The organism is Leptospira kirschneri serovar Cynopteri str. 3522 CT, from assembly GCF_000243695.2.
GTDB lineage: Bacteria > Spirochaetota > Leptospiria > Leptospirales > Leptospiraceae > Leptospira > Leptospira kirschneri.
The window spans coordinates 185,850-210,260 of sequence record NZ_AHMN02000010.1 but is presented as its reverse complement, the minus strand read 5'-3'; the positions used below and the strand labels follow the sequence as shown (position 1 = coordinate 210,260).

The window sequence follows — 24,411 nt, the reverse complement described above, 5'->3', positions numbered from 1 at the left end:
CATGGAATGCCCTAGGAAAATCTCCTAGGGTTCATCAATTCATATTTTTTAATATTCAAAATTTATGATAAATTTACAAAAATAAGTTGATTATTGAACCGCCCTCACCCGATCCGGAATTTTCAACACTCCGTATTTGCCAATTTTTCTTTTAGTAAACCAACCCTGATTTACTTCCAAAGCATACAACGCTTTTTCGCTAGAATGATACAATTCTTTCGTTTGATTCGGTTTCATATCATGTATGTCGGTGATCCTTCGATCACTGTTAAAATACGCGATACTAAGAGGGATCTGAGTATTTTTCATCCAAAAACTCAAATATTCCGGTTTTGCAAAAACAAAAAGCATACCTTCGTTTTCTCCCATGGATTTTCGATACATCAACCCCCTAGCTCGGTCTGCGGGAGTATTTACTACTTCTACAAGTAGGGGATGTTCGTCCACATAGATCGTTATCTTTTCTACATCCTTTGAATATACGTTGTATGAAACATATAAGGCGATACTAAATATCAATAGAATTTTAGATTTGGGTAATTTGATTCCCATCTTGAGCATGGAGAAGATCACTTTCATTTTTATCCGATTGCAAAAGTTTTTTTATTTTTATGAATTAAAGTGTGTTTGGTGTAAAAGCGAATCTTTTTTGATCATGAATTTTTTCAAAAAAAGAATGATCCATGATTTCAAAATATCAACGTAACGGTTTCTATCATTCTGCAAATTGTATTAGTTCCCACAAACTACATTTTTTTGTGTAATTTTATAGATTTTTAAATCGCTTCGGACCATAGATAGCCCTTATTTTCTGGCCAGAAAACTTTGAGTCATAATTTTTTATAACTCCGAAAATGTGGGAACTCTCACAAATCGAGATTTTACAGTTTAACTCCAAAAATGTGGGAACTCTCACTTAAAATTGAGCCGGTCTTTTTTCCAGAAACGCGCCCATACCTTCTTTGGATTGACCGCCGTCAAAACAGTCTCCAAACGCCTTTTCTTCCATAGAAATTCCTTCCTTTAAAGAAACATCTAAACCCTGTTGGATCGTCTTTTTGACTCTTTCAATCGCCTGAGGTCCTTTTTTAAGAATCGAGTTTGCAATCGATTTAGAAAAATCTAATATATTTTCTCCCTCTTTTACGAGTTTATTAAGAATTCCAATTCTATAACCCTCTTCCGCAGAAATCATTTCTCCGGTTACAATAAGTTCGATCGCCCTCGCATAGCCGATCAATCTGGCCAGTCTTTGTGTACCTCCAAAACCTGGAATCAATCCCAGAGAAACTTCCGGTAAACCCAACTTCGCTTTTTCAGAACCGATTCGTATATCACAGGCAAGAGCCAGTTCCAAACCTCCGCCAAGAGAAAAACCGTTGATCGCAGCGATCGAAACGATTCTAGATTGATGCAATTTTTGGAATACAGAATTTCCTAATTTAGAAAATTCCTCTCCTTGAGAAACGTTTAAGTCTTTCATTTCGGCAATATCGGCTCCGGCAACAAACGCCTTACCTTCACCGGTCACAATTAAAACTCTTATGTTTTTATCTTTTTCAAGCGCATCCACTTCCTGACCGATTTGAGTTAATACTTCTCGATTGAGGGCATTCAAAGCGGAAGGTCTTTGGATCGTAAGAATTGCGATTTGCCCCTCTTTAGTTATACTGATTAATTTTTCACTCATTTCTATTTTACTCCACTTCCACGATCAAAAAAAGTGTATCGTCTTCCAAAGCAACGTTTCCAAAAAAGTTCTCGACCGTTTTTTGTACGTTCGCCTTAAAGATGCCTAAATCTTTTTCAAATCGATTCGCATTCAATATTTCAAGCAGCCCTTCCGTTCCAAGAAGTTTTCCTTCTCGATTCTTGTTTTCTATCAAACCATCCGTGTATAAAAAAAACCGATCCTTTTCGACGAGAGGAAGTTTGACTTGTCCCGCAATTGGTTTTTTAATTCCAAAACCTAAAATGGCGCCTTCTGTTTCTACTTCGTGAAATTCTTTTGAAAAAGAACCGTGGATCAAATACGGATGTCCCGCATTTGAAAACGTAACTTCCCTAGAAATAAAATCCAAAAACATATAAATCGCAGACGCGTGATAAGACTGAAATTGTTTATGAAGAGAATCGTCTATATAATCCATCAAACGGGAAGGATGTACTTTCAAAATGTAAGGCATCGTAGAAACCATAATCTTGACCATAGAAGCAACAAGAGCAGAAGCGATCCCATGTCCCGCTACGTCCGTAAGAAAAATCCCGGTGTTTCCTTCCCGGAGTTGTACAAAATCAAAAAAGTCCCCACCTATATGATTGGGCGCAATCCTCATCACTTCATAACGAATTCCTTTAATACTTAGTTTTCCAGGAAATAAATTTTCCTGAACTTGTTTTGCCACGATAAGATCCTGTTGAATAAATTTATATTCTAGATCCAATTCAGACGAAATAGAAATCAGCCTTTTTACGATGATCACGGAGGAAGTACCAATGACGATACAAAGAACATAGACCACGTCCGGCACAAAAAGGATTCTAGGAAAATCATCTAGTCCTAGTTCCATTCTTTTAATAGAAACGAAAAAGATATGTAAACAAATTGAAACCGTTCCGGTTAAAAAACAAGAACCCTTTTTCAAACGAAACATTTGGAATATTACAATAAACGATATTAGTAAAAAATAATTATTATAGATCTGAAGACTTTCTAAATCCCTAAAATGATAGAAGGATTCATGAAATAAATTCATCAACAGAAAAATGATGACTATGTTCGAGACGTGGATCACCCAAGAAAGAAACCTTTCCTGAAAAGAAAGAACCAGACCCATTACGTTGACTAGAAAGATGATTCCTAAATAAAGACCGCCTCTTTGTGAACTTCTGACTTCTGGGATCGCAAGCGTAGAATACATCATAAAATGAAGAAGGAACGCAAGTCGAATAAAAGACTGATCGATTCTAGTCTGGTCCTTCCAAGACTGAGCCTCGCTATAATTGAATTCCCTTTCAAAAAAAGTGAAAGGGTTTAAAAAATCGGATTTGAATTTACTGAATCGTTTTATCCAAGTCATAACGAATAATTTCCGATCCGGAAAGATAAATTTTCAAATTCCAACCGGACTCTAAATATTGATCCAGCTTTTCCGAAATTTTAAGCGCTTCTTTTTCATCGTTTACCCTGATAAAAAAAGAACCAGACCTAGATTTGTAGTTATAAGGGAAACGTTCGTTTAACAAAATCGAAACTCTAAAATGATCGACTCTGGTTTCTATTACAATATGAGAGACGTGTTTTCGATTGATAATTCTTTCACCAATGGAAAGATTCCAAGGATTTGTTTCGGCCGACTCAAGACGACAGAATAAAAAAAGTGTAGGTAACAGAAAATAGAACATTTTTGTTTCAGAAATTTCCGTCCGGGAAATTTGTCGCCCAAATTTACAAATATCCTAAATAAGCGCAAATCATTCCGATCTTTTTTTCAAAATCAAAAGCCCAACTCCGATTCGAGTTTACTTTTAAGGATTTTAGAAAAATCTTTAACTATGTTCTTAGTAAAACATTTAAAAACAAATTGGAAAGTATTTGTCTTTTTTGGAATCTTATTTTGTAAACCTTCTCAGGGAAATAACCCTTATTATCGGCTCTTTAGAGAACATCCGATTACTCAAATAGAACGTTATTCTTCAATAGAAGGTTGGGAACAAAGAATTTCCGGACTTGACTCGGAAGAACAAAACTTCGTTCAGGAAATGAATCGAATCGACGGTATTTCCGATTTACCGGAAACGGAAAACGAATTGAATCCTTGGAAAGAACGTCTAAGCGCCGTCAGAAAATCTCTACCCAATTCAGTAAATACGATACTTGATCGTTCTCTTTTTAAAATAATACTTTGTAAAAATTTAGGAAGTAGCGGCTTAAGTTCCTTTGTTTATGATAACACCGGACCCAAAGGTGGAATAGTCTTTTTGGATACAAAACTATTGAATCAAACCGCAAATCAATGGATCACTCAAAAGGAAAATTCACCTTTTACTCCCGGCAATATTCAAATTAAAGTGAGAATCGAATCGGACACAAAAGACAAAATTGAAACCGCAATCGAATACATACTGTTACACGAAGTAGGACATATCGTATCTGTTCAAAAAAAAATCGTGCCTGATTTTAGGGAAGAACATAGAAACTTTAGCGAATTTGAATTTTCAAAAGGAATTTGGGAAACAGAAGACGTTTCTTTCTTAGATTGGTTTTTTCCGGTTCGAAAAGAAATCAAATTCTATACATCTAAACCGATTGAACTTTCTAAAAATTGGGATCGTATTTATCCCATTTTAGAGGAAACTCCATTTCCTACTCTTTATTCTGCTACAAATGCTGACGATTTTTTTGCGGATTCGTTTGTATCCTACGTACATACAAAATTACAAAAAAAGACCTGGAACTTGGAAATCTTCCAAAACAAAAAAAGAATTTTTACGATGAAAAACGGAATCCAAAAACCCAGATGCAAAGTACAAAAAGAATATTTAGATAGTATCTTTTCGGAAACGTTTTGAAAATGTTACGAACTTAACAACAAAATCTAGTTTCAAACTCATAAACTGTTGAATCTGTGGGAACTACCGCATTTAATTTTTTCATGGAAAGATTTAGTTTTTACACCAAACTCACGTTAGCCTAAATCTACAACAAAATTGAAACATACGTTCAAAACCATTCCTAGATTTTATTTTGCAATTATAAAAAAAGGATACTTAAATATAATTTTATTCTTAATTTCTAAAAAACGATTCCAGAGACATAACTTAAATTTTTAGAAATGATCTTTTAAACAACGCTTAAGATTTTTTAGACTAATAAATCTTACTTTTTTATAGTTATGAACTGTATTAAAATTTTAAGAAATAAAAAAACCGTCTTCTTATACAGAACGCTACAGGTTTCAAAATAGATTTCGTATAAAAGTTCTCTTAAAAAACGCAAAATTGTCTCAATTCGGTTTTTAGATACATCATCCGATGGAAAGTTAAATCGAAAAGATTCTATTTCTTTGATTATAAAATTCGTTTTTTATAAAAACTTCTATGGAGGCCGATTTAAAACTTAACGTTTCTCTTTATATTTCCGAAAAATTTTCAAAAACAAAAAATTAAAAACGTTTTAAAGCCAAGCCAAGATATACTTAACGCTCAAAGAAAATAGGTTTCTTAAGATTTACTTTATCCATTCTTTGAATCCAATTCAAAAAAAATAAAAAGTTTTTCCGAGTTGATTCCTAACTTTCTCTTTTATTTTGTTATTTTTTCCGGGGTCGTTTTGAGTCGGAGTTAAAAAATCATAAACTTCGGAAATATTCAATTCTGCTTGAAATTTGGAAAATTAGGAAATAAAAAATTTACAAAGTGGTTAACGTATGAAGCTTAAATCTTATCTTCTATTTTTATTCTGTCTGTTTTTTTGTTTTGAGTCTCACTTAACCGCAGCCGACATAGTACGTTTAAAAAACGGTTCTGTACATAGAGGTAAGATCCTTTTAGAAGATAATGAAAAAGTCTTTCTCGCAGAACACGAGGACTACATCCGTTATATCAGTAAAGATAACGTGGTTAGTATCACGTACGAAAAATCACAGGATAAAAATAAAAATGCGTTTTTCACTTCCGACAAAGAAAAATCTTCAACAACTTCTAGTTCCAATCAGTATTCTGGAATCGCGGCTCCGATAGAAAGAGAACCACCTCATTCGCATCCTCAGGGAACCGATACGACCATAGACGTAACTCACGAAATTGTCACAGACTTTATCTGGAGAGGACTCAGTTTTTCAGGTGAGATGGCCAATCGTCGTAGAAACGAAAGTTATCCTTCTACAACGGTGATTCCTTCCTATCAACCTACCATCAATATCAACACTCCACTCAAAGGATTTATGATTCAATTTTGGGGTAACTTTCAACTAACAGATAGAAACGACAAAGATAACGACGGGCGTATCCAATTATTTCCGGGAGGTCCGGGACCTGCTTATCCGGGCCAAGGAAATCCATTTACTGCACCGGACCCGGATCTTCTCAATCAAAGTTGTGTGTATGACACCCAAAACAATTTAATGAATGGAAACTTATCCACCGGGCAAACCTGTGGAGGACTGGTTCCAAAATCTTATAAAGAACAAAACGGAATGAAAAGAGCCGATGGCTTGTTCTACGCGTTTTATTATACTTTCGAAAAAACGAGTTGGGGAAAATTCACCGTCGGAACTTGGTTCTACAATACGTTTCACAAAAACCCTTCTTATGTTTCGACTCCATTAGGAGGTTTTAATTCTCTTGCCGCACAAGGAATTACAAGTTCCAACAATACTTCTAATCAGATAACAAGGCTCGCTTGGCAGGAATACTATATCTTTTGGCAACTTCCGGAAATTTCATTTCTTCCTTTTATTGCTTATTTAACTCCTACCATTTCCTTTTATACTCAGATGAGTCAGGAAAACTCTGGTTTAGCGGCGGGGAAAAATTACCTTTCCCTTTATATAAGTCATGAATATTTCAAAGAAGATTTTTTCAGGATTACACCTGCAGTGAACGTAGGATACGCAATGTCTAATAATATCGTAGATAACCGATACGGAATTCAGGACATCACTAGCAGTTTGACTTTTTATTTTGGGAAATTTTTCATCAAAGGAAACCACGTTTATAGACCCAATCTGTATATGTACGACACAGATAACTACTACGGAGCCACAGGAGGATACGTTAACCGAAATACAAAAGACGGATTGATCGTAGATCCTTCTAAAGTAAACGGTCCTCTCAATCAATTTGTATTGGATCAAATAGCGAGTAGTCCTTTAATTCCGGACGCGGGAGACGGTTCGCTCAGACAGATGGTTCGAGAATCGTATTTATTGCAGAAAATCCCGGCGCATTTATTTTGGTTTAGCATCGGATTTTCCCACAGTTTTTAAGATACACAAAAGAGGAGGAAATTCATGAGTATCCGGTTTAGAATATCCCTGTATCTTGCCCTCGTGCTTATGGCAGGAAGTATTGCTATCACAGCCATCAATGCTGTTTCAACTTATTTCAAATTAACACAGGATATCAAAGATTCTTCCTCCTTGATAGCATCCAGATACGCTTTCGAAATCCAAGACTTTTTCGACAAAGCATTGGGGGGATTAAGAGGAATAGAATTCCAACTTTCTCATGCAAGACCTACAAGAGAAGAAACGATCGAGTCGTTGAAAGACCTGGCCGATTCGGATCCAAATTACTTCGGAACCTGGTCGGTATTTGAACCCGGAAAGTTCGACTCGAACGATTCACAATATGTAAATAAACAAGGTTATGACTCAACCGGAAGATTCATTCCATACCTCAATAAATCCGCCGGTGCGGACAGACCGCTCGTATTGGAACAAGTAGTCTATTACGATAATCAAGACATAAGCGGTTACTTTTATAACATTCCCAAAAAAACTGGAAAAGATTATATTGCAGATCCTTTCGCCTATCCGGTATCCGGAAAAGAAGTTTTGATGATTTCAGTGGCTAAACCGTTACGCAGAAACGGGGAATTTGCCGGAGTAGTAGGCATGGATATAACCATGAAAAACATGCAGGAGATGATTGCTCCCATCCGTCCCTACCAAGGAAAAGGTTATTTGAATTTGATTTCCCCCGGAGGTTTTTATGCAGCAAATGGATTACAACCCGAACTCGTCGGAAAACAAATCCCAGATCCGGAATGGAAAAAACTAATCTTAGAAGGAAGTCAGAAACAAGAAATCCAAATCTACGAAAAAGACAAATCCACACATTTCTTCTATTCTTTTTACTTAGGCAATTATGATAAGAAATGGATTTTAGAAGTAAGTGTACCTTACGATATTTTTTGGAAGAATTTATCCATGATCATTTTGGAAACGATTACCACTTCCTTAATCACCATGGTCGCGATCCTACTTGTATTAAATCTAATATTCCAAAAATTGATTACAAATGGAATCAATACCGCGATCTCCTTTTCCGAAGAAATTTCTTCCGGAAATCTAGTCGTAGCCAATCAGTACGAGCGAAAGGACGAAATCGGAAAACTTCTTATTTCTCTCAATCAGATGAAGAATAACATCAAAAAAATCATATTTGAAATCAAAGATTCTTCCGAATCCCTCAACTCTACCTCCGATAAAATGGCTGAATCTTCTAAAAGTTTTTACGACGTAGCCCAGGAACAAGCTTCCGCGTCGGAAGAATCTTCGGCGGCGATCGAAGAATTAGCATCTTCCGCTGAAAACGTAGGTAGGTCGATGGAAAAGGCGATTTCACACATGAAAGATATAGACGGAAACGTAATTCTTTTAAAAGAACAGATCGCAAAAATTAATGAAGAGATGAAATCACTTTCCTTTCTCGCAAACGAATCACAACAACAAGCCGTTACTGGCGAAGGTTCGATGAATCAATCTACAAAAGCGATGGACGAAATCGGAGATAGCGCCTCCAGGATCAACGAAATCCTATCGATCATCACCGATATATCCGAAAAAACCAACTTACTCGCGTTAAACGCCGCAATCGAAGCGGCAAGAGCGGGAGAAGCCGGAAAAGGTTTTGCGGTAGTTGCGGAAGAAATTTCTAAACTTGCTTCTCAAACCTCCAATAGCGTTCAAGAAATAGGACAACTTGTAGAATCTACAAATCGGGCCGTAATGAACGGAACCGGAAAAGTAAAGGAAGCTTCCGAAATCCTGGCAAAACTTAGAAGTTCTGTGGATATGTTCGGAGTTTCGGCAAAAACGGTTTTGGATTCGGTAAACGCTCAAGAAAAGAATACTGAAAAAATTCATAGCAGTGCTAGCTCTCTCATGAATTTTAGTCTTCAAATTGAAGAAGCCGTACAAGAGCAAAGACGCGCTTCGGACGAAATCGCAAAAACGATCCTAAGTATTTCAGAAGGAACTCAAGAAATCGCAAGCGGTGCAGACGATTTGACCGGATTTTCTAAAAATATGCATACTCAATCGGAAGGATTATTACGCCTTATCAATCAGTTTAAGATTTAAGAATATTCAAAAAACGACAAAAACTCGATTTAATCCCGGGTCCCGTTTTGTCTTCTTTGAAAAAAACCGGGATCTACGGAATCCAGAATCCTTTTGGATTCCTGGTAAATTTCTCCGTACTGCATACTTCTACATACGTCTAAAATCAAACAGGCGTGTTGTAAAATTCTACAACGTATTTTAAAATCGTATAAATCCTTTCTGGAATTCAGAGTATCCTTCAAACGAATTAAATTGTTATAATATACTAAAATTTCCTTTTCGGAATAATTCCTAGTTTCCTCAAAAATACCACGCTCCGCCAAAACGACCGGCAGAACCTCCTTTAGATCCGATTCATCCTGATAAGAACCTTTTAGTTTTTCGACCCAAAAAGAAATTGGACCCGATTTTAAAACAGCCAGAGGGGCAACGGAAGGATCTTTTAAAAAGGCTTCTCTAAAAAGAAGGAGGGCTTTTCTTTCTTCGCCGGTTTGAAAAAGTGATTCCGCTCTCAAATAAAGAAACTCGGGAGAATTTTTTTCCACCGAAGAAGAATAATTTAAGATTTCGAGCGCATTTTTATAATCCCTAAAACGAATGAGTTCTCGTATCAAACCCAATAACGCGGAAGGATCTTGAAAGTGAAGACCTTCTCTTTGAACCGATATTTTTAATTGATCCACCGCTTCGGATAAAACCGATTCCGAAACCGCATGAAAAGAAGAAGTTCCAGTGAATTTTTTTAATTCGAACGCGTTTTGAAATTCTGAAAAATATTGAACAAGAATGTGACTTCTATCTCTTCCTTCTTTTGTATTATGAATCCGATCTAAACGATTGTCCCAATAGGAAGATATAAAATAACCAGCGATCGTTTCCGGGTGCTCCGGATCTTCTCCCAGGAGTAAATCAAAAACTCTTTTGGCCTTATCAAAATCTCCGTCCGATAGATATTGATTGGCTTCTTCTAGTTTTCTGGAAAACGACATGAGATTCGGATATTTAACTTGAAATCCGGCGGAAGGACTCCACCGGACGATTTAATGATTCGCTTTCTTATCGTGATGTTTACTGACTTGTTTAACGATTTTATCTTCTAAACCGTCAATACAAGCATATATATCCTTGTCTGAATTTTGTGCGTTGAATTTATTACCGTCTCCGTGTAGATTCAGATTTGCGGTGACTTCTCCGTGAATCATTTCGAAAGAAATTTCAAAGGATTGAACCGTATGAAGATATTTTGAAACTCGATCTAGTTTGTTATTTGCATATTTTTCAGCGGCTTTAGAATGATCTACGTTTTTCCAATTATAATTTATTTTCATACGCTGCTCCGAATTATTTTTGTATTTAGATCTATTGAAATAACAGCATCCGGAGTTTCAGGTTAGTCTTGAAATGAAGAGAGTCAAATCAAAAAAAATCCCGCCCTTTTCAGGGCGGGGTCAAGTCAGTTAGAACTAGAGATGGGATGAATTCGAAACTTAAAATTATTCTGCCTTTGCAACATTCTCCATATGAATGGAACAAGCTTCTTGGTATCTTTTGTAGGCTTCTTCTTCCGCATTGAGAGCAGAATCGATATCTCCGATTTTTTGATAGATAGAAATTACGTTTTTGATGTTCTCAAGTGCGGAACAATATTTTCCTTGGCGGAACTCCGAAATGGATTTGAGATAGAGAACCAGAGCGTAACCGGAGGATTCTTTTTCTCCCATCTTTTCACGAACATGAAGGGATTGGTTATAAAGATCGATTGCAGAATGATAATCTCTCACTTTTTGTTTCAGAGTTCCCAAAGCACTGAGTTTATTTGCAAGTTGGATTTCGTTCTGAGGTGTAAACTTATTAAGCTCTTCCTCTACCCTTTCGGCTTCTGAAGTAGCATAAAGTCCGGTAAAAATGCTTAAAAAAAGAGCAATTGCCGCAAACTTGTTCATCTTATCACCTCAATTCCAGTGTTCTTGTATAGATATATGCAAGCCGCGTGCCAAAATTTATAAAGATTCTTTCTTTTTTTCTCGTTTTCTTTAAGCTTTTAAAAAATAGTTAAAATCAAGCATTCTGTCGGATGATCGCGCTTCTTTTTGGAAACAAAAAGGGTGAGGAAAGTCCGGACACCTGGAAACACGGGACCGGGTAATCCCCGGAATTTTCTACTTTGAGAGCAATCTCAGGGTAAAGAATATGGAAAGTGCAACAGAAAGGATACCGCCTTGATTCAAGGTAAGGGTGAAATGGTGGGGTAAGAGCCCACCTACGATTTCGAGAGAAATCGGGAATGGTAAACCCTCCCGGGTGCAATCTCAAATAGGCAGCCTATTTGTAGTTTCCGCAGGGCTGCGGGTAGAGAGCAAGGACTTCGATCGGTAACTTTCGAAGCAAGATAAATGATCATCCATCTCTTCGGAGAGGACAGAATCCGGCTTATAGACAGAATGCCCGTAGTTTTTACTTTGGATTTTATGATCCCAGCATAACGTGAGCAGGTCGTAAGAGATTTGTCTTATAAAAACCTGATTTTTCCATAAAAAATAAATGTTTAAAAATTTATTATGTAACTTAATCTGTGGGAACTCTCACAAATCGTAGATTTACCAGTTAAACTTTGAAAATTGTGGGAACTACCATAAAGAACCATCGTCCATCCAATTTTTGTATAAAACCGCTGTTTTACGGCCATTATCAAAACTTAAATCTTATTTTTTACTCGGACGTACCCGAAATGAACCGTCTATTTTGCAAAAATACAGAAATCCTCAAAAATTGCATCTAACTCGGAACTATTGGCTGTTTTTTAAAGGAGGTAGTATTCTAACTTTGGAAACAAACTTGGGTAGTATTGTTCGAGTAGTAAACGTGAGTTCAGTTGAGAAAAACTTTTCTAAAAGTATGAGTTCCTACATTTTTAAATTTGTTCGTAAAATCGTGATTTAAAGGAATTCCCATACCATTTTACAGACAAACCTAAGTTTTGTACGGTGTTCCTACACCTGAATATGACAGGTTCAATTGTTATAAATTTCTATTTTTTAAATTGTGGTAGTTCCCACATTTAAGGAATCGATCTATAAAATTCAGATTCCAACTTTTTTTTAGAATCACGGATTCTTTACATCGAACTCACATTAAATAAGTATTTTATTATGTAGTTCTTGAGTAAAAATGAAATCGTTTTTAATTTTAAACAAAATCAGACGAACGTTTCAGCTTTACTACAACAACTAATGTCAAGTCCATTTATAAAATAGAGTTTTTGAAAATTCTATGCAACGATTAATAAAACTACTTCAATAATCCATTTCAATACAACGAACAAACGGAAAATTAATTTTTCAATAGCCTTATTGCTAAAAATGAAACTATTTTTTAATTTTAAATCAAACCAGATGGATGTTCCAGTTTTACCACGAAAAGAAATGCCAATACAATATATATTATATATTAATAAAATTTAATATCTGGAGTTTAAGCTCTAATTACTCAAAGCAGTAGTAATCGTTGAAACCAATTCTCTTTCGTCCCAAGGTTTTTTCAGATAAGAACGAAGATTGATTTCTTTTTTTAATGCTTCGATAGAAGAGTCATCCGCATGACCGGTAACGATCACTTTTTGTATATCAGGATACTTATGATGAACCTGTCTTAAAAATTCATCACCTTTGACGTTAGGCATCAACCAATCAGAAATGATAATTAGAATTCTGACATCTTCATGAACCAATTCTTCAATAATTTGCCACGCCTCACCTGCATCAAGAGCGGTTTCATATCTATAACCTTCTCCAAAGTGACGTTTCACTTGAGACTTCATGCTCATTAGGATCAGAGCCTCATCATCCACAAAAAGAATCGCTTTATCCAATTGAAGTACTCACCCTCACCTAATTCATTCGACTCGCTAAATCGTCAAAAATCGCAAAGCATTAGATTATTTAGAAAAAAAATAATGACAAGCGAATTTTAGAAAAAACGTTTTCATCCTTTAAACAGAAACTTGAGGAACTGGAAAAATTTCAGGTACCGGCTGCATAATATAATATCCCTGACAATATTCCACACCTAAGGAACGAACCGTGTCAAATTCTCCTTTTCCCGCTACAAATTCGGCAATTACTTTCGCTCCGATACGATGTGCCATCTCCGTCATCGCAGAAGTGAGTAGATATGGAGTTCTACTCATATGAATCCCTTGTATAAATTTACCGTCTATCTTGATAAAGTCTGGATCGATTTCCATCAATCTCTCAAAGTTAGATTGGTCTACTCCGAAGTCGTCTATCGCAATCTTACAACCGGATTCCTTCAATTCTTTTAAGGTTTCAAGTCCTCTTTCTCCTCCCCGCAAACGATCCGTTTCTAGAATTTCCAAAGTAAATCTTTCCGGTACAATTTCATAATGTTCTAAACGACTGATAACCCAAGAAGCAAAACCTTTTTTTTCCAGATCCGATTCCGATATATTCACCGAAAACGAATATTCGGGATACTGTGCAAAATACCGAATCGATTTTTCGATCATGATAGGAGTCAAAAGACGGATGATCCCGGTAGATCTCGCGATCGATATAAAACTCGCCGGAGAATATACCCTGTCTCCATCCTGAATTCTCGCAAGACATTCAAATTTTGTAATCTTCTCTAATTCGTTGTCGTAGATTCCTTGGAAATAAGGTATTACGTTACCTACGTGTATCGCGTCGTTTAACTTTCTTCCTAAGATAAGATTGATCTGATACTGATCCCCCTCTTCCATCGTCTGTGAATAGTTCATCAGTTCAAGTTCAACGTTTTGAGCCGCGTGCATCATCGCTATCCTGGCCTTATAATAAAGAGAATGTTGATGAGTCGCCACTCCTATAGATACGTTTACTCGAAAGGCAACCCCGTCCGCTTGGATATACTCCGATCTGAGGAGTATTCTAAACGCCACCAAAAGAGAATGAAATCTATCTTCGTCTACGTTGGAAAGTACGGCCACCTCGTCCTGATAAAGATGAAACAAACTGCCCGAATCCCCCATAAATGAAGAAAGTGCAGCTAGAAGTTGATTTAGTACTTTATGATATACTCCTACTCCAAAATGATGAGTTGTGGCCGTAGAGGATTCGATTCGAATTACGGCAAGAGTAGACTGGATTCCTTGGGTCTCCCTTTCTTCTAATATTCTTCTTAGGCTTTCGAAATTGGGACGACCCGTTTCCCGGTTATAAAGTAATGTAGTTTCCAATTTTCGATTGAGTTCAACAAGAGAAAGATCCGAAAAATACGATTTTAACGCCTCTCGGATCGTAAGGATCAAATCGTTGGAATCCCAAGGTTTGGATAAATATCTGTATAAATTTGCGTGATTTAAAGCGTTACCCACTGCATCCGCAGAAGCCTGTCCGGTAAGCATAATCTTTCGTATATCCGGTTTTTTATTGTGGATCCGAATGAGTAACTCGTCTCCTTTTACTCCGGGCATCACTTGATCGCATACTACAACCGGAATATCGATTCCTTTCTCTACGTATTCTTCTAAAATTTCCCAGGCGGCTTCAGCGTCTTCGGCGATTTCAATGTCGTAGTCCTTACCAAATGCAAGTTTGAGTTGTTCTTTTAGTCCTCTCAATATGATCGGTTCATCGTCTACCAATAATATGATCGGTCTAGAATCCCTATTTTCTTCCTGAGAATTTATATTTCCGTCCATTCGACTTTCCTAAAATGGCAATTCGTTTAACGCTACTTTCACGATCCTTTAGAACAGAACCTGCCGAGTTCTTCTATTGACAAGCGAGTCTGTAATTCTCTACCCTTCCATATAGGACGCCAATTATTTTTTTATATATTCGTGAAATCCGGTAGGTTTTAATGATTCTTGTAAATTTTGAAAACGAAAAAGAAATTAGTTTATCTAAACCCCAGAACCTGTTAGAAATTAGTCTAAACAATGGTATTCCACATACACACGCCTGCGGCGGAAACGCTCGATGTTCCACTTGTCGAGTTCTGGTTTTGGAAAACCCTTCTCATCTATCTCCTCCGGAACCAAAAGAGAAAGAACTCTCTCAAAAAAAAGGTTTTCCCAAATCCGTTCGACTTGCGTGCCAGACAAAAGTTTTAGGCGACGTTCGAATTCGAAGAATCGTTTTAGACGAAGAAGACTATAATCTTACAATCCCAGGATCAGCCACAACTTCAGGAGAAGAAAAAGAAATCGCGATCCTTTTCAGCGATATTCGGGACTTTACTCTATTCTCCGAATCACACCTCCCTTACGACGTCATCCATATACTCAATCGATATTTTTATAAAATGGGGGATGTGATTTTAAAACACGGAGGTAAGATAGATAAATACATCGGAGACGGACTTATGGCCCTCTTCGGTGTTGACGGTGGTTCTCCTCAAGAAATTTGTATCTCCGCTCTGCGCGCCGCCAAAGAGATGGAGTTAGAACTTTATTCCCTTAACGAATATCTAAAATCTCATTTTCATACTTCGTTTCGTATCGGTGTAGGAGTACATTACGGAAATTGTATATTAGGACAATTAGGTCATCCTGCAAATATGTCCTACACGGCCATCGGCGATTCCGTAAACATGGCGAGCAGGATCGAATCTAAAACCAAAAAATCGGGCGCTTCCGTTTTGATTTCCGAATCTCTCTACAGACAAGTAAAAGAAAGAGTTGTCAAAGGGAGAGTTTTTTCCACACAACTCAAAGGAAAAACCGGAAACCATAAACTTTACGAGATTCAAGAAATTTTGGAAAAAGTTGACGCAAACCTCTGGGAAGAAGCCAAAAATTCTCTCCGAAGGATTATACTCGTTCGAGAAGTAGGAAGTTGGTTGAAGCTAGTTTATCACCTTTCTTGTCTTTTTGACGAAAATCAAAACTGGATCGGGCTTTCTGCTGCAAACTCTTTTCAAAAGTTTTCCAAACTTCCGGAAAACGGAGATTTGGTTCAAAATTTTTATCAAATCAAAGATACGTTTAACGAACAATTTCAAAATTCTTTTTCCTTTGCAGATCTTTTAGCTCTCGCCGGTGCGGTCGCTATCGAAAAATCGGGTGGGCCTAGAATCCAGATTCAACCTGGAAGAAAAGATCAATTGTTAAGCGAAGTGTTTCAGATTCTTCCTCTGAGTATGCAGACCCAAAAAGATCAACTTCCATATCTTCAAAAAATGAAACTAGATATTAGAGATGTTGTTCTAATTTCAGGAGCTCGTACAATCGGATGGTTAGGTGGAGAATCGTTTACTTCGAACCCTTATAACTTTGATAATAGTTATTTTCACGTTCTTCTCAAAGCGGGATTAGAAGGCCCGTTATTGATTCCGAACGATAGAGAACTTTTGAAAAACGACCAATCCAGAGCCTTTGTGTTGGATTATGCCCTGGACCCATCTAAGTTTTTCGAAGACTTTACTTCTACATATTTAAAACTTACGAGTTAATCTATAAATCGTCTTTTGGCGGGAAAAATTCTTGAATTTCATTTCCTACCAGGCGATCGAAATTTTCGAACGACTCCAATATCTCTTGTATTAAGAGGTCTCCGTCTAAAAGATCTTTTAAATATTCCAGATCTTTTCCTTTATTATCTCCGTGAAACAACGAGTCTTTCATTTTTATCACCAAGCTCTCTAACGAATACCCGGAATTAGAAGAAAAAAAAATTCGGAATATAACGAATGAAAATATTTTTTTCCGGAGTTCGATACAAATTGATTCTTAAATCGATTTCCAAAATTTTTCCCATCCAAAAGCATGGGAGTGATGATTTCATTTCGATCTATATTGAACTCCCTCAAAAGTTACGAAGCCGGAAAACCGATCGAACTTGTAGTTCGAGAATTCGGGATTGATCCGAATCATATAATCAAATTAGGTTCGAACGAAAATCCGTTCGGTTGTGCAGAGTCCGTTATGGAAGTAGTTCGGCGAGCAGCTTCGAAAATGTCTTTTTATCCGGACGATTCTTATCTGGATTTTAAAACAGCCCTTTGTTCTAAGTTCGATCTTACTTTGGATCGAATCATTCCGGGAAATGGAAGCGATCAAGTTTTAGACTTTGTTTGCAGATGTGTTTTAGATCAGGGTGATTCCGTTCTGATCAACCGCATTACTTTTGCGATGTATAAAATTTACGCTCTACAGTGCGGAGCTAAAGTTCATTCCACAGAGAGCGTTACTCACGATTTGAACGCTTTCTTAGATTTGGCAAAATTGATTCGACCTAAGATTATTTTCTTATGTACTCCTTCCAACCCTGCCGGAGACGCCCTTTCTAAATCAGACGTTTATGAGTTTTTAAGTAGAATTTCTCCAGACACGTTAGTCGTAATTGACGCTGCTTATATGGAATTCGGAAGTAAAAAAGATCCGAATAAGTTTATTCCTGCTAAGGAAGTTACTGATCTTTTTCCAAACGTTTTTTATACGGGTACTTTTTCCAAAGTTTATGGACTGGGTGGAATGAGGATCGGTTACGGGATCGGAAACCGGGAACTGATTTCCAATTTATATAAGATGCGTCCTCCTTTTAGTGTAACTAATCTTTCCGCTCTCGCCGCCACGGAAGCGCTTAAAAATGAGTCTCACGTGAAATCGTATCTGGAAAATAATTGGAATGAGATGAAACGATATGAAAAATTCGCCGCCGAACAAAGTATAGAGTTTATTGATTCTTATGCGAACTTCATTACATTTTTTGCAAGAAAGCGTGGTAAATCTTCCTCCGAAATTTCCAATTCCCTTTTAAAACAAGGAATTATTCTACGAGATTTAAAAAGTTACGACCTGAATGCGATCCGAATCACGATCGGTAGACCGGAACAAAACGATCTAGTTTTAGAAGCTTTAGAAAAAGAATTTCGTTAATTAACGTGAGCAGGGCTCAGAGCGAATCGACTTGCCACAGGCAAGTCGGACTCTTTAGCTTTGTTCAATAAATTGCATTCATAAAACATTATATAAGAATCGCCTTTAGTTTTAATATAGAACGCAACCCAAAACACACATCTTTCAAGTGTTCCGACAAGAATGAGATTTTTTACTTGCAAAAAGTATGTTTTTCTGATAGAGAAAATTTTTCCGAACGTCTCCACCTGAATTGCGACCCATGGGAAGCAATTCATTGAGTTGCCGCCCAAAAATAAGGAAAACTAAAGTACAACGCTCTCTATTAATCGCGTTTGAAACTCAACACAACGCTCTCTATGAATCGCGTTGTGGAGTGGGAACTAGTTTTACAGAGGATTTGTCGTAATTCCCACAAGATTTAATATTGAAATCTAAATACTTGTGGGGTTGGTTATGGTAGGGAGTCGTTCTGCTTTAGTTCTTTAACACGATCCCTTTTGCGTTATTCGCTATTGTAACTCTTTTTCAGGGACGACTAATTAAGAATCGACCGTTTATTTGATTCAGATGTATAAAAATCGTATTAAAAATTTAAGGGCGATTTTACAAAGATGCAGAAGTTCTCAAAGATTGACTCTTACTTGGCTTTTTAAAGTATCTAACGTTTGAAACAATCTCTCTTTAAGATTGTTCGAGCAATAACTGAATGTAAATTCGATATAAGAAAGTTGGGACATTTTTTAAAAGTAAGAGTTCCCACATTTTTGGAATTAAACTGTAAAATCTCGATTTGTGTGAGTTCCACATTTTACTTTTATTGTAAAGTCTGGATTTTATAAAGCGAATCTCTTACATTTAAATTGTTAAAAGTCGTAAATCTTACAATGAGACCTAAGCCGTAAAAACTCCATGTTTTTTAAGAATTTAAAAATGATTTATTCCAGTTTGTAATCTTTATACAGTTCTTAGATTATAAAAAATTCATGCGAATTTATCAAGAGGGAATCCTATAAACCAAAAGCCAATATCGTTAGATTTCGTAATTTGACTGGCACAACTTTTAAAATGTGGGAACTCACACGCACCTTCTACTCAAAATTCGCAATTTTTAAATCGAATTATAATTCTCTCTTTAAAAAAAGATTCAGATTTTTACCAAAAATAACGAAACATTTATTAAACCTTGCCGGTCTTACGACCCAATGAGGAAAAATGTTCAATTCTGAATATAAATATAAAAAAATAAAAGAGCCAACACAACACACGACGATGTACCGCCAGAATTCGGACTCAGATCGGAATTCAATCGAATTTGACCCAGAAAATTCAGAATCCAAAACTAAACAAATCAGAATCGTTCGTCCAGAACTCTATGATAAATAATTAATTTCCTTTTTTCCAGGGAGTTTTTTCCCAAACCTTGTCCAGATATTCTTTCAGCTTTAATTCCGCTCCGTTCCCAGTTGGAAAATAAAACTTAGGCGGATTGTCGGCAAATTCATCCGGGAAATAATTTTGTTCCTTAAATCCCCCAAAATCGTGAGGATAAATATAACCTTTCGAAGCACCTTCTTTTTTATGAAGAAAGGTAGGAGCGTTTCTAAGCCGGTTCGGAATTTTGATTCCCGTTCCGTGCTCTCGAACAAAAGCCAAAGCAGCACCAATTCCCTTGTAACTCGCATTCGATTTTGGACAAGAAGCTAAAAATGTAGTCACGTGAGCAAGAATCAATCTTCCCTCCGGCATTCCAATTGCATCTAACGCGTGTAAGCCTGAAACAGCAAGAGGTAATCCGTTTACGGAAGCGTTTCCTACATCTTCACTCGCGAGAATGATCAGCCTTCGCATAATAAAAAGCGGGTCTTCCCCTCCTTCGAGTAAAACGGCTAAATAATACAACGCAGCATCCGGATCACTTCCTCGCACCGATTTGATAAACGCAGAAATCACATCGTAATGGGATTCCCCACTTTTATCATATTCGATTACACGACTTTCCAAATATTCTTCCACGTCCGATTTGGAGATCGTATGATTTTCAGGAAAACTAAAACTCAAACCCTCTAAATTAGAAAGTAACTTTCTTCCGTCTCCTCCCGAAAAACGGATCAAAGTTTCTTTTGCATCTTTGTTTAGATTTATGGAATATTCTATATTTTGAATTCCTCTTTCCAAAAGAGAAGACTGTTCCTCTAAACTAAGAGGTTCTATTTTAAGAATCTGGCATCTGGACAATAGAGGCCTTGTAATTCGAAACGCCGGATTTTCGGTCGTGGCGCCGATCAATATTAAATGCCCGGTTTCCACTCCTTTCAAAAGGCTGTCTTGTTGAGACGCACTGAAACGATGAATTTCATCCAAAAAAAGAAGGATGGTTCCTTCTCGTTCAGCCCTTTCCAACAATTTTTTGATCTCTGCTACTCCAGTAGAAACCGCATTGTATTCCACAAAAGGAAGATTCCATTTTCTGCATAGAATTCCGGCTAACGTGGATTTTCCGGTTCCAGGTGGTCCGTATAAGATAATAGAAACCGGAAATCGGTAATTGACGAGTTGTTTTGTGGCCCTAGACTGTCCGATCACTTCTTCAAAACTGGAAGGACGTATTTTATGAGCAAGAGGTGGAATCGGTTTTTTAGTAAAAAGGTCGCTCACGAATGTTCCAGTTCATTTTTGATCTTACGAAAACAGGTTCGTATAGTCGCGTTACATACGTCGCAGGCGCTATGACAACAAACTAAGGATTGTTCTCTGATATTCCCCTGTAGTATGTTTTCGATCAATGCCTGGATACGAATAGGAAGATCAAATAAATCCAAATTTTCTCTTATGATTTCCTCTTTTGTTTTTGGAAATAGATTGGGTTGATTGGTTTCCAATTAAGATCTGCCTTTGAGTACAGAATATTCTTTTCTTTTGTTTCCGAAAACTCAAATTTTTTGATCTCGAACCTAAGTTTAGACTTTTGATTTTTGTAAAAGACCGTCGCTTTAGAAAAAAGACTATAACAATAGGCAAATAACAAAAAAGAAAAGATTTTTTAAATGACTCTAGAATTATGAAAACCATGAACTTACAAAAAGTAGTAATTTTAATCCTTCTTTGCTTTTTGAGCCAACTCAAAGCCGAAGAGAAAGGCCACTATCACAATCTAAACAAAGCTCTTCAAAATCCAATGGATGTTCAAACTTTAGATTTAAGTAAGAATCAACTCACAACTCTTCCTAAAGAAATCGAAAAATTAAAAGAATTAGAATCGCTAGATTTAAGCAATAATCAACTCGTAACTCTTCCTAAAGAAATTGGAAAATTACAAAAACTAAGATACTTATATTTAGATCACAATCAACTCACTACTCTTCCAAAAGAAATTGAGTATTTGAAAGATTTAGAATCACTAGATTTAAGAAACAATCAACTCACTACTCTTCCAAAAGAAATTGAGTATTTGAAAGATTTAGAATCACTAGATTTAAGAAACAATCAACTCACTACTCTTCCAAAAGAAATCGAATATTTGAAAAAGTTACAAGTATTGGATTTAAACGACAATCAACTCACAACCATTCCTAAAGAAATCGGATATTTAAAAAAGCTACAAGAGTTATATTTAATTAACAATCAACTCACAACTCTTCCAAAGGAAATCGGATATTTAGAAGAACTATGGTTATTAGATTTAAGGAAGAATCAACTCACTACTCTTCCAAAGGAAATCGGAAAACTACAAAAGCTAGAAAAGTTATATTTAAAAAACAACCAGTTCACAACTTTTCCAAAAGAAATTGGAAAATTACAAAAGTTAAATACATTAAATTTAGATGATATACCGGCTTTGAAGTCTCAAGAAAAAAAGATTCAGAAATTACTTCCCAAAGCAAGTATTTACTTTATCGAAATAACAAAGGAATAACGTAACAAACTGCATCTACTATTTTGTGAATGTGTTTTATTATAAAAACCCGATCTTGTTTTTTTGGGACAAACCAGTGTATTTTTTAAGATTTAGGATATTATGAAAATCTTTTACATTCCCCCGCCTACCCATCCAAATTGAATCAGATAATAGAATATGATAAAACGCGGAATTCTAAATAGACAACCTCTAAAAAACAGTGAATATTTCATTTTCATCGCCCCAGCCGCAAGTGATACCCAAGAATAAGGAAGAGGGGTCAAAGCAGCCAAAACAACCGCCCAAAATCCATATCGATGTAGATAGTGTTCCAATTTTTGTTCGTGTCTTTTTACGAAGATAGAAATTCGTTCCATCTTCGGTAAAAGAATTCTTCCCGTTAAATAAGAAACACTTCCTCCGATCAAACTTCCAATCGAAGCAGAAGCGATGACAAGTACTGAATTGAGCTTTCCGGCCACCGCGAGCATTAAAAATACGTCCGGCGGTATAAATACGTGCAGAGAATCCGCGAGCATAATGCCCACTCCTACTCCAAACACTCCCGTAATTTCTATAAACTTCTGGGATACAACGAGCACCGGTTCCGGAAACACTCTTGCAAGAAAAACCACTCCTAATACGAGAATCACAATTCCGACTAACGTTTGTCGGAATAATTTTCTTACAACTCTGTCCGGTTCTTTTCCGGCAACTTCTTCATTTTCTGTGGAACATTCTTTCGAGGTCATCTCTGCTCAACTTTACTAGGGTAGGTCTTCCGTGCGGACAACGGGACGGATTTTCGCAATAACTCAGTCTGTTTAAAATTTCCGCCAGAATAGGATCGGAAAGTTGATCCCCTTTTTTAATCGCGGATCTACAAGCCACACATTTGGCCATAAGGTCGTATAACTCTGGTTCGCTGGTTTCTTTTCCTTCGGTTCTATTTAAAAAATCGAGTACAATTTCTTTTTCTTGTCCCGGCTCCATATAGGCAGGAATTTCCCTTAAAACTACGCTGTCTTCTCCTAAAGGATCTAAGAATATTCCAACTTCCTCATATTCTTGTTTACGATTTAGGATATCTTCTTGTTCCTGTTTAGATACGTCGATCCGAATCGGAGTCAATAACGGTTGAATTCCGTAATTTCTCTTTTCGAGTTTTCTTAAAACCTCTTCATATCGTATTCTTTCGTGTGCTGTATGTTGGTCTATGATATAAAATCCGTCCTCGGCTTCTGCAAGTATAAACGTTTCAAACAATACTCCGAAATGTTTTTTAGGCACGAAGGAAGAATGTTTCACTCTCTCGTCCGTCAGTTCGGATAAAGAAACTCCCGGCCCCATTCGATCTAACTCAAATCCTTCCTGTTTGGAAACTCCGGAAAAGAGTTCACGACCTAATAAAGGATTTTTTCCGGAGGAACGAGCTTGGTAAAAAGAATGAGTAGAATGAACTTCTGGAACCGGTTTTAAAAGTCGTTTTTTTAATTCTAAAAAACTGACAGGAGTACTGGACCTCAATTCCTTTTGAATCAGTGCGAGAAAAAAACCGTTAAATCCATCCTCATCTAAAAAACGAATTTCTCTTTTTGCGGGATGTACGTTTACATCTACTCTAGATGGATCAATTTCAAAAAATAAAAAACAATACGGATGTCCGTTCGGGGGCAATAATTCATCATAAGCTTTTTTTAATAGAACGGAACTATATTTTATCTCAATCGGCCTTCCATTAATAAATATAAATTGCCCAGTTCGATTGGATTTATAAAAGTCCGGATCACTGATATAACCCGTAGCTTGGATTCCTCCGCGTTCTAAACTTACTTCTAAGAGATGATCTCTAAAATTCTCACCGAATAAATCTATAATCCTTTCTTTTTTATTTTCTCTCGCCGGTAGAACAAATACTTCTTTTCCATCTTGAAAAAGTCGAAAACGAACGTCCTCTCTTGCAAGTGCTTGGGTGGTGACTCGGTCTCTGATCTTTTTATCTTCGGAACGAATGGATTTTAAAAATTTTCTTCGGACAGGAGTGTTAAAGAATAATTCTTCTACAAGTATTTTAGTTCCGATAAATCCAGGGATTTCCTCTTTTTCGGAAATTTTTCCCGCAATGGAACCAATCTTCCAAGCAGTCTTCTGTTCCTTTGTGCCACTTTCTAACGTTAGTCGGGATACAGAAGCGATCGAAGCTAAAGCTTCTCCTCTAAATCCATAACTCAATACACTTTCTAGATCTTTATAATCTTGGATCTTGCTCGTAGCGTGTCTTTTTAAAGCGGGTTCTAAATCTTCCGGTTCAATTCCGGTTCCGTTATCGGTGATTCTTAAGAGAGAAAGTCCCCCGTCTTTGGACTCTACGTCCACTTGGGTGGCACACGCATCCATAGAATTTTCCATCAGTTCTTTGACTACGGAGTGTGCGGATTCTATAACTTCTCCAGCCGCAATCTGATTGATTAGTTCCGGACTTAGTTCCTGAATTTTTCCCATAGATGTTTCCAGTGTCGGAACCATTCTCAAACTTGTCAAGAACGGGATCTATCAATTCCACTAAAATAGAATTGTTTCAACTG

The 24,411-nt window shown here is 36.8% G+C and carries 21 protein-coding genes and 1 other RNA gene; 8 read left to right on the top strand and 14 right to left on the bottom strand.

What is annotated here, in order from left to right:
• Positions 1 to 90 precede the first annotated feature (90 nt).
• The 4 genes from LEP1GSC049_RS213560 to LEP1GSC049_RS213575 form a co-directional block, all read right to left on the bottom strand.
• On the bottom strand, positions 91 to 552 hold the full coding sequence (locus LEP1GSC049_RS213560) for a DUF192 domain-containing protein (RefSeq protein WP_085977180.1): 462 nt from the start codon (positions 550 to 552) through the stop codon (positions 91 to 93).
• Positions 553 to 916: 364 nt separating this feature from the next.
• A complete protein-coding gene (locus LEP1GSC049_RS213565) occupies positions 917 to 1,690 on the bottom strand; it encodes an enoyl-CoA hydratase-related protein (RefSeq protein WP_004750582.1) in 774 nt (257 codons plus the stop codon).
• 7 nt (positions 1,691 to 1,697) lie between these two features.
• Entirely contained in the window at positions 1,698 to 3,080 is a 1,383-nt protein-coding gene (locus LEP1GSC049_RS213570; RefSeq protein ID WP_004759272.1) for a PP2C family protein-serine/threonine phosphatase, read from the bottom strand.
• Positions 3,055 to 3,405, bottom strand: a complete 351-nt coding sequence (locus LEP1GSC049_RS213575; protein WP_004750292.1) for a hypothetical protein — start codon at positions 3,403 to 3,405, stop codon at positions 3,055 to 3,057. The genes LEP1GSC049_RS213570 and LEP1GSC049_RS213575 overlap by 26 nt, the downstream gene beginning before the upstream one ends.
• Positions 3,406 to 3,555: 150 nt before the next feature.
• Between LEP1GSC049_RS213575 and LEP1GSC049_RS213580 the strand changes: the two genes are divergently transcribed.
• The 3 genes from LEP1GSC049_RS213580 to LEP1GSC049_RS213590 all read left to right on the top strand — a co-directional run bounded on the left by LEP1GSC049_RS213580 (position 3,556) and on the right by LEP1GSC049_RS213590 (position 9,089).
• On the top strand, positions 3,556 to 4,572 hold the full coding sequence (locus tag LEP1GSC049_RS213580) for a hypothetical protein (RefSeq protein ID WP_004750767.1): 1,017 nt from the start codon (positions 3,556 to 3,558) through the stop codon (positions 4,570 to 4,572).
• An 857-nt stretch (positions 4,573 to 5,429) separates the two neighbouring features.
• Positions 5,430 to 6,989, top strand: a complete 1,560-nt coding sequence (locus LEP1GSC049_RS213585; RefSeq protein WP_004762906.1) for an LA_0442/LA_0875 N-terminal domain-containing protein — start codon at positions 5,430 to 5,432, stop codon at positions 6,987 to 6,989.
• 24 nt (positions 6,990 to 7,013) lie between these two features.
• Positions 7,014 to 9,089 (top strand): methyl-accepting chemotaxis protein, encoded by a 2,076-nt coding sequence (locus LEP1GSC049_RS213590; RefSeq protein ID WP_025177895.1) that lies wholly within the window; start codon positions 7,014 to 7,016, stop codon positions 9,087 to 9,089.
• A 29-nt stretch (positions 9,090 to 9,118) separates the two neighbouring features.
• On the opposite strand, the gene LEP1GSC049_RS213595 is transcribed toward LEP1GSC049_RS213590, so the two are convergent.
• From LEP1GSC049_RS213595 to LEP1GSC049_RS213605, 3 genes are all read right to left on the bottom strand, one after another.
• Positions 9,119 to 10,060 carry a tetratricopeptide repeat protein gene (locus tag LEP1GSC049_RS213595; RefSeq protein WP_004750504.1) on the bottom strand — a complete coding sequence of 314 codons (942 nt, stop codon included), beginning with the start codon at positions 10,058 to 10,060 and terminating at the stop codon, positions 9,119 to 9,121.
• Between the two features lie 51 nt (positions 10,061 to 10,111).
• Positions 10,112 to 10,399: a ribosome hibernation-promoting factor, HPF/YfiA family gene (gene hpf, locus LEP1GSC049_RS213600; RefSeq protein ID WP_004750477.1), complete on the bottom strand. Its 288-nt coding sequence runs from the start codon at positions 10,397 to 10,399 to the stop codon at positions 10,112 to 10,114.
• Between the two features lie 165 nt (positions 10,400 to 10,564).
• A complete protein-coding gene (locus LEP1GSC049_RS213605; protein ID WP_004759324.1) occupies positions 10,565 to 11,014 on the bottom strand; it encodes a tetratricopeptide repeat protein in 450 nt (149 codons plus the stop codon).
• 119 nt (positions 11,015 to 11,133) lie between these two features.
• Here LEP1GSC049_RS213605 and rnpB point away from each other — a divergent pair.
• Positions 11,134 to 11,520: RNase P RNA component class A (rnpB, locus tag LEP1GSC049_RS2000000225130), an RNA gene on the top strand.
• Positions 11,521 to 12,549: 1,029 nt separating this feature from the next.
• On the opposite strand, the gene LEP1GSC049_RS213610 is transcribed toward rnpB, so the two are convergent.
• Together LEP1GSC049_RS213610 and LEP1GSC049_RS213615 are read right to left on the bottom strand one after the other, a co-directional pair.
• Positions 12,550 to 12,939, bottom strand: a complete 390-nt coding sequence (locus LEP1GSC049_RS213610; RefSeq protein ID WP_000356374.1) for a response regulator — start codon at positions 12,937 to 12,939, stop codon at positions 12,550 to 12,552.
• 120 nt (positions 12,940 to 13,059) lie between these two features.
• Positions 13,060 to 14,769 (bottom strand): GGDEF/EAL-containing response regulator, encoded by a 1,710-nt coding sequence (locus tag LEP1GSC049_RS213615; RefSeq protein ID WP_004759284.1) that lies wholly within the window; start codon positions 14,767 to 14,769, stop codon positions 13,060 to 13,062.
• Between the two features lie 161 nt (positions 14,770 to 14,930).
• Here LEP1GSC049_RS213615 and LEP1GSC049_RS213620 point away from each other — a divergent pair, with 161 nt between their 5' ends.
• Positions 14,931 to 16,523: a peroxidase family protein gene (locus LEP1GSC049_RS213620; RefSeq protein ID WP_004750525.1), complete on the top strand. Its 1,593-nt coding sequence runs from the start codon at positions 14,931 to 14,933 to the stop codon at positions 16,521 to 16,523.
• Position 16,524: 1 nt separating this feature from the next.
• Here LEP1GSC049_RS213620 and LEP1GSC049_RS2000000227545 read toward each other — a convergent pair whose 3' ends face one another.
• Positions 16,525 to 16,695: a hypothetical protein gene (locus LEP1GSC049_RS2000000227545; RefSeq protein ID WP_004766434.1), complete on the bottom strand. Its 171-nt coding sequence runs from the start codon at positions 16,693 to 16,695 to the stop codon at positions 16,525 to 16,527.
• A 141-nt stretch (positions 16,696 to 16,836) separates the two neighbouring features.
• Between LEP1GSC049_RS2000000227545 and hisC the strand changes: the two genes are divergently transcribed.
• Together hisC and LEP1GSC049_RS2000000228325 are read left to right on the top strand one after the other, a co-directional pair.
• Positions 16,837 to 17,949, top strand: coding sequence for a histidinol-phosphate transaminase (hisC, locus tag LEP1GSC049_RS213625; RefSeq protein WP_004750487.1), 1,113 nt, complete (start codon positions 16,837 to 16,839; stop codon positions 17,947 to 17,949).
• Positions 17,950 to 19,143: 1,194 nt separating this feature from the next.
• Positions 19,144 to 19,314 carry a hypothetical protein gene (locus LEP1GSC049_RS2000000228325; RefSeq protein ID WP_016748086.1) on the top strand — a complete coding sequence of 57 codons (171 nt, stop codon included), beginning with the start codon at positions 19,144 to 19,146 and terminating at the stop codon, positions 19,312 to 19,314.
• On the opposite strand, the gene LEP1GSC049_RS213630 is transcribed toward LEP1GSC049_RS2000000228325, so the two are convergent.
• Positions 19,315 to 20,586 (bottom strand): replication-associated recombination protein A, encoded by a 1,272-nt coding sequence (locus tag LEP1GSC049_RS213630; protein ID WP_004750374.1) that lies wholly within the window; start codon positions 20,584 to 20,586, stop codon positions 19,315 to 19,317.
• Positions 20,583 to 20,810, bottom strand: coding sequence for a hypothetical protein (locus LEP1GSC049_RS213635; RefSeq protein ID WP_004750327.1), 228 nt, complete (start codon positions 20,808 to 20,810; stop codon positions 20,583 to 20,585). The genes LEP1GSC049_RS213630 and LEP1GSC049_RS213635 overlap by 4 nt, the downstream gene beginning before the upstream one ends.
• Positions 20,811 to 20,998: 188 nt before the next feature.
• Between LEP1GSC049_RS213635 and LEP1GSC049_RS213640 the strand changes: the two genes are divergently transcribed.
• Entirely contained in the window at positions 20,999 to 21,844 is an 846-nt protein-coding gene (locus tag LEP1GSC049_RS213640; protein ID WP_016560861.1) for a leucine-rich repeat domain-containing protein, read from the top strand.
• 113 nt (positions 21,845 to 21,957) lie between these two features.
• Here the strand turns inward: LEP1GSC049_RS213640 and LEP1GSC049_RS213645 are convergent, their stop codons facing one another.
• A complete protein-coding gene (locus LEP1GSC049_RS213645) occupies positions 21,958 to 22,578 on the bottom strand; it encodes a YqaA family protein (RefSeq protein WP_004759318.1) in 621 nt (206 codons plus the stop codon).
• Complete coding sequence (gene mutL, locus LEP1GSC049_RS213650; RefSeq protein WP_004759250.1) at positions 22,547 to 24,328, bottom strand: DNA mismatch repair endonuclease MutL; 1,782 nt, start codon at positions 24,326 to 24,328, stop codon at positions 22,547 to 22,549. Before mutL ends, LEP1GSC049_RS213645 begins: the two co-directional genes overlap by 32 nt.
• Positions 24,329 to 24,411: the final 83 nt, after the last annotated feature.

What these genes read in the sequence shown, in the direction of transcription:
- LEP1GSC049_RS213560 (WP_085977180.1), bottom strand. Translation starts at nt 552, where the DNA reads ATGGGAATCAAATTACCCAAATCTAAAATTCTATTGATATTTAGTATC.
- LEP1GSC049_RS213565 (WP_004750582.1), bottom strand. Translation starts at nt 1,690, where the DNA reads ATGAGTGAAAAATTAATCAGTATAACTAAAGAGGGGCAAATCGCAATT.
- LEP1GSC049_RS213570 (WP_004759272.1), bottom strand. Translation starts at nt 3,080, where the DNA reads ATGACTTGGATAAAACGATTCAGTAAATTCAAATCCGATTTTTTAAAC.
- LEP1GSC049_RS213575 (WP_004750292.1), bottom strand. Translation starts at nt 3,405, where the DNA reads ATGTTCTATTTTCTGTTACCTACACTTTTTTTATTCTGTCGTCTTGAG.
- LEP1GSC049_RS213580 (WP_004750767.1), top strand. Translation starts at nt 3,556, where the DNA reads ATGTTCTTAGTAAAACATTTAAAAACAAATTGGAAAGTATTTGTCTTT.
- LEP1GSC049_RS213585 (WP_004762906.1), top strand. Translation starts at nt 5,430, where the DNA reads ATGAAGCTTAAATCTTATCTTCTATTTTTATTCTGTCTGTTTTTTTGT.
- LEP1GSC049_RS213590 (WP_025177895.1), top strand. Translation starts at nt 7,014, where the DNA reads ATGAGTATCCGGTTTAGAATATCCCTGTATCTTGCCCTCGTGCTTATG.
- LEP1GSC049_RS213595 (WP_004750504.1), bottom strand. Translation starts at nt 10,060, where the DNA reads ATGTCGTTTTCCAGAAAACTAGAAGAAGCCAATCAATATCTATCGGAC.
- hpf (WP_004750477.1), bottom strand. Translation starts at nt 10,399, where the DNA reads ATGAAAATAAATTATAATTGGAAAAACGTAGATCATTCTAAAGCCGCT.
- LEP1GSC049_RS213605 (WP_004759324.1), bottom strand. Translation starts at nt 11,014, where the DNA reads ATGAACAAGTTTGCGGCAATTGCTCTTTTTTTAAGCATTTTTACCGGA.
- LEP1GSC049_RS213615 (WP_004759284.1), bottom strand. Translation starts at nt 14,769, where the DNA reads ATGGACGGAAATATAAATTCTCAGGAAGAAAATAGGGATTCTAGACCG.
- LEP1GSC049_RS213620 (WP_004750525.1), top strand. Translation starts at nt 14,931, where the DNA reads ATGATTCTTGTAAATTTTGAAAACGAAAAAGAAATTAGTTTATCTAAA.
- LEP1GSC049_RS2000000227545 (WP_004766434.1), bottom strand. Translation starts at nt 16,695, where the DNA reads ATGAAAGACTCGTTGTTTCACGGAGATAATAAAGGAAAAGATCTGGAA.
- hisC (WP_004750487.1), top strand. Translation starts at nt 16,837, where the DNA reads ATGGGAGTGATGATTTCATTTCGATCTATATTGAACTCCCTCAAAAGT.
- LEP1GSC049_RS2000000228325 (WP_016748086.1), top strand. Translation starts at nt 19,144, where the DNA reads ATGTTCAATTCTGAATATAAATATAAAAAAATAAAAGAGCCAACACAA.
- LEP1GSC049_RS213640 (WP_016560861.1), top strand. Translation starts at nt 20,999, where the DNA reads ATGAACTTACAAAAAGTAGTAATTTTAATCCTTCTTTGCTTTTTGAGC.
- LEP1GSC049_RS213645 (WP_004759318.1), bottom strand. Translation starts at nt 22,578, where the DNA reads ATGACCTCGAAAGAATGTTCCACAGAAAATGAAGAAGTTGCCGGAAAA.
- mutL (WP_004759250.1), bottom strand. Translation starts at nt 24,328, where the DNA reads ATGGGAAAAATTCAGGAACTAAGTCCGGAACTAATCAATCAGATTGCG.